Source organism: Streptomyces alkaliphilus (assembly GCF_014141535.1).
Lineage (GTDB): Bacteria > Actinomycetota > Actinomycetes > Streptomycetales > Streptomycetaceae > Streptomyces > Streptomyces alkaliphilus.
Genome location: NZ_VKHT01000507.1, coordinates 1 through 3,723 on the forward strand (window position 1 = coordinate 1; position 3,723 = coordinate 3,723).

At 68.4% G+C, this 3,723-nt stretch carries 2 protein-coding genes; both read right to left on the reverse strand.

Annotated elements, in window-relative coordinates:
* On the reverse strand, window positions 1–1,634 hold a 1,634-nt coding region (gene ettA, locus FNQ90_RS15730), incomplete at its 3' end, for an energy-dependent translational throttle protein EttA (RefSeq protein ID WP_182606961.1).
* A gap of 334 nt (window positions 1,635–1,968) precedes the next feature.
* Window positions 1,969–3,432, reverse strand: a complete 1,464-nt coding sequence (locus FNQ90_RS15735) for a thioester domain-containing protein (protein WP_182606962.1) — start codon at window positions 3,430–3,432, stop codon at window positions 1,969–1,971.
* Window positions 3,433–3,723 lie beyond the last annotated feature (291 nt).

Below are 3,723 nucleotides of genomic sequence, written 5' to 3' on the forward strand. Positions count from 1 at the left end.
CGGTGGGGGCGGGCGGCGTCGGGGCCGAGCCGCTCGATCTTGTTCTTCTCGTAGGACTCGTAGTTGCCCTCGAACCAGAACCACCGCGACTCGCCCTCGTAGGCGAGGATGTGGGTCGCCACGCGGTCCAGGAACCACCGGTCGTGGGAGATGACCACGGCGCAGCCGGGGAACTCCAGTAGGGCGTTCTCCAGCGAGGAGAGGGTCTCCACGTCGAGGTCGTTGGTGGGCTCGTCGAGGAGCAGCAGGTTGCCGCCCTGCTTGAGGGTGAGCGCGAGGTTCAGGCGGTTGCGCTCACCGCCGGAGAGGATCCCGGCGGGCTTCTGCTGGTCCGGGCCCTTGAAGCCGAAGGCGCTGACGTAGGCGCGCGAGGGCATCTCGACCTGACCGACGTTGATGTAGTCCAGGCCGTCGGAGACGACCTCCCACAGCGACTTCTTCGGGTCGATGTTCTCGCGGTTCTGGTCGACGTAGGAGACCTTGACCGTGTCGCCGACCTTGACCTTGCCGGAGTCCGGCTCCTCCAGGCCCTGGATCATCTTGAACAGGGTGGTCTTGCCGGCGCCGTTGGGGCCGATGACACCGACGATGCCGTTGCGCGGCAGGGTGAAGGACAGGCCGTCCACCAGCACCTTGTCGCCGAACGCCTTGTGCAGGTCCTCGATCTCGACGACCACGTTGCCCAGACGGGGCCCCGGCGGGATCTGGATCTCCTCGAAGTCCAGCTTCCGGGTCTTCTCGGCCTCGGCGGCCATCTCCTCGTAACGGGCGAGGCGGGCCTTGGACTTGGCCTGGCGTCCCTTGGCGTTGGAGCGGACCCACTCCAACTCCTCCTTCAGACGCTTCTGCCGCTTGGCGTCCTTCTGGCCCTCGACCTTCAGACGGGTCTGCTTGGTCTCCAGGTACTTGGAGTAGTTGCCCTCGTAGCCGTGCGCCCGGCCGCGGTCCAGCTCCATGATCCACTGGGCCACGTTGTCGAGGAAGTACCGGTCGTGGGTGATGGCCACGACGGTACCCGGGTACTTGGCGAGGTGCTGCTCCAGCCACTGCACGGACTCGGCGTCCAGGTGGTTGGTGGGCTCGTCGAGCAGCAGCAGGTCGGGCTGCTCCAGCAGGAGCTTGCACAGCGCCACGCGGCGCTTCTCGCCACCGGAGAGGTGGGTGACCGGCCAGTCGCCGGGCGGGCAGCCGAGGGCGTCCATGGCCTGTTCGAGCTGGGCGTCGAGGTCCCAGGCGTTGGCGTGGTCCAGCGCCTCCTGGAGCCGGCCCATCTCCTCCATCAGCTCGTCGGTGTACTCGGTCGCCATCTGCTCGGCGATCTCGTTGAACCGGTCGAGCTTGCCCTTGATCTCGGAGACACCCTGCTGGACGTTCTCCAGGACGGTCTTGTCCTCGTCCAGCGGGGGCTCCTGGAGGAGGATGCCGACGCTGTAGCCGGGCGACAGGAAGGCGTCGCCGTTGGAGGGCTGCTCCAGTCCGGCCATGATCTTCAGGACGGTGGACTTACCGGCGCCGTTGGGCCCGACGACGCCGATCTTGGCGCCGGGCAGGAACGCCAGCGTCACATCATCGAGGATCACCTTGTCGCCATGCGCTTTGCGCGCCTTGCGCATGGTGTAGATGTACTCAGCCAAGAGAAACCATCCGGCGGGTTGTGGAGCGGTTGGGTCAGGGGCAGTGCGCTCTATCCTGCCCCATTCGCGCCCCCGGACGAAAACGCCGACCGGCCCGGCGGCGGGAGTCCCGGGGCGCCGGCCGGACCCGGGTCCTCCCGGCCTTCCGGGGAGCCCCGGGATCCGCCGTGCCCCGCGGTGACCCGCCGTGATCCCCGTGGACGCGATGAGGGCCCGTTCCCGGCTCTCGCCGGGAACGGGCCCTCATCGGTGATCACTCACCCGGTCCCGTCGGAATCATCCGATGGGGCGGATCCGGGGCGGGGCCCCGGGGGAGGTGACGCGCCGGGATACCTCAGGAAGAGGAGGAGGCGCCGCGCTTGCGGATGAAGAACATCGCCGCGCCGCCGGCCGCCAGCAGGGCGATCGCGATGCCCGCGATCATGCCCACGTTGCTGCTGCTGCCGGTCTCGGCCAGGTTCGGGGACTCGTCCTTGACCTCGTCGTCACCGGAACCCTGCGGGTTCGGCTCGTTCTCGGTCTCGGTCTCCTCCTCGGCCTCTTCCTCGCCCTCGGCGGGCTCCTCGGTCTCCTGGCCCTCCTCGCCCTCGGCCGGCGGGGTCGGCTCGGAGACCTCGCAGTCGAGGACGCCGTGGTACTCCACCAGGGTCTCCTCACCGTCGGTGATGACGATGTGGTACTCCTGCTTGTTCTCGACCGGGACGAAGATGTCCTTCGTGCCGCCGGCCGGGATGGTGTGGGTCTCGCCCTGGAAGTCGAACTCGAAGGGCTGGTCGCCCTCGTTGCCCACGGTCAGGTTGACGCCGCCGGCGACACAGTCGACCTGGTGGCTGAAGGTCGGGGCGGGACCGTCGGAGGCCCAGTTGGCGGTGGCGGTCTTGGAGGTGGACACCTCGCTGGCGCCGGCCAGGATCATGGTCTGGGTCTTCGTGTGGATGCCCTTGAAGACCCGGCCGACCTCGGCCGCCAGGGTGGCGGAGGCGGTGAAGGAGGCGGTGCCGTCGGCCGCGTCGGCCGGAACGTCGAAGTACAGCTCGCTGCCGTCCACGGCCTCGGTCACCGGGGAGCCGGAGGCGTCGGTGACGGTGACGCCGGCGGAGGTGTTCGGGGCGATGGAGACGGTGCCGGCGGAGGTCTTCACGCCGATCGGGCCGAGCTTCTGACCGGGCTTGCCGGCGACCTCCGGCGGGGTGAGCTCGAGGGAGATCTCGGGCTCTGCGATCTCACCGGCGTTCTCGTACAGGTACTCGGTGAGCTTCTCGGCCGCCTTGCCGGTGGGGGTGGCGGAAGCGGCGTGCTGCGGGTCCGAGTAGCGCCAGATGGCGGCCTGGGTACCCGCGGCGGCGGTGGCCGGGGTCAGCTTCTCCTTACCCGTGAGGCCGACGGTCTGCCCCAGCGCGTTCAGGTCATCGACCTGCGGGTACGAGTTCTGGAGGATCCAGTGGATCTTCCCGGCGTTCGGGTTGGCGGCGAGCACCGAGGAGCCCCACGCCGTCTCCTGGTACCGCGCGTTCCTGGCGGTCGGGGTACCGAAGTCGATGCAGTAGGTCTTGATGGTGCCGCCACCGTCGACGTTCATGGTGAACAGGCCACCGCGGTAGGTCTTGTTGCCCACCTTGATCGTCGACGAGAGGTCATTGGCCAGGCCAACGAGCTGGGCGGTGGTACCCCCGGTACCGACGGCGGTCTCGTCGGCGGCGGCCGAACCGGCGGTGGCGATACCGCCACCGACGAACATCAGGCTCGCCACGACCGTGGCCGCAAGGCGGGTTATGACCCGCTTGCGCACAGAAATCATGTGTGAGTCCCCTCCACGAGGCGCACGGGTCGCAGCCACCTCGGTGCCGGGCAAGCGTTTCAGAAGTCCCGTGCGTACGCCGGGATCGTAGAGAGGGAAAACGGGGTACGTCCCCAACGGCCGGGTGAACTACCCACTCCGAAGCGGAATCGTTATCAGATGGTCCCACCAAAAGGGACGATCAGCCCGGATCACCCCCGGCGAGCGAGTGTTGACGGTGCGTCAGCGCCTCCACCGGGCGGAACCTGCTCCTCCACTTCATGTTCACGACCCCCTCCCGCCCTCCTCGAC

Coding starts and splice junctions, on each gene's coding strand:
- FNQ90_RS15735 (WP_182606962.1), bottom strand. CDS start 3,432: ATGATTTCTGTGCGCAAGCGGGTCATAACCCGCCTTGCGGCCACGGTC.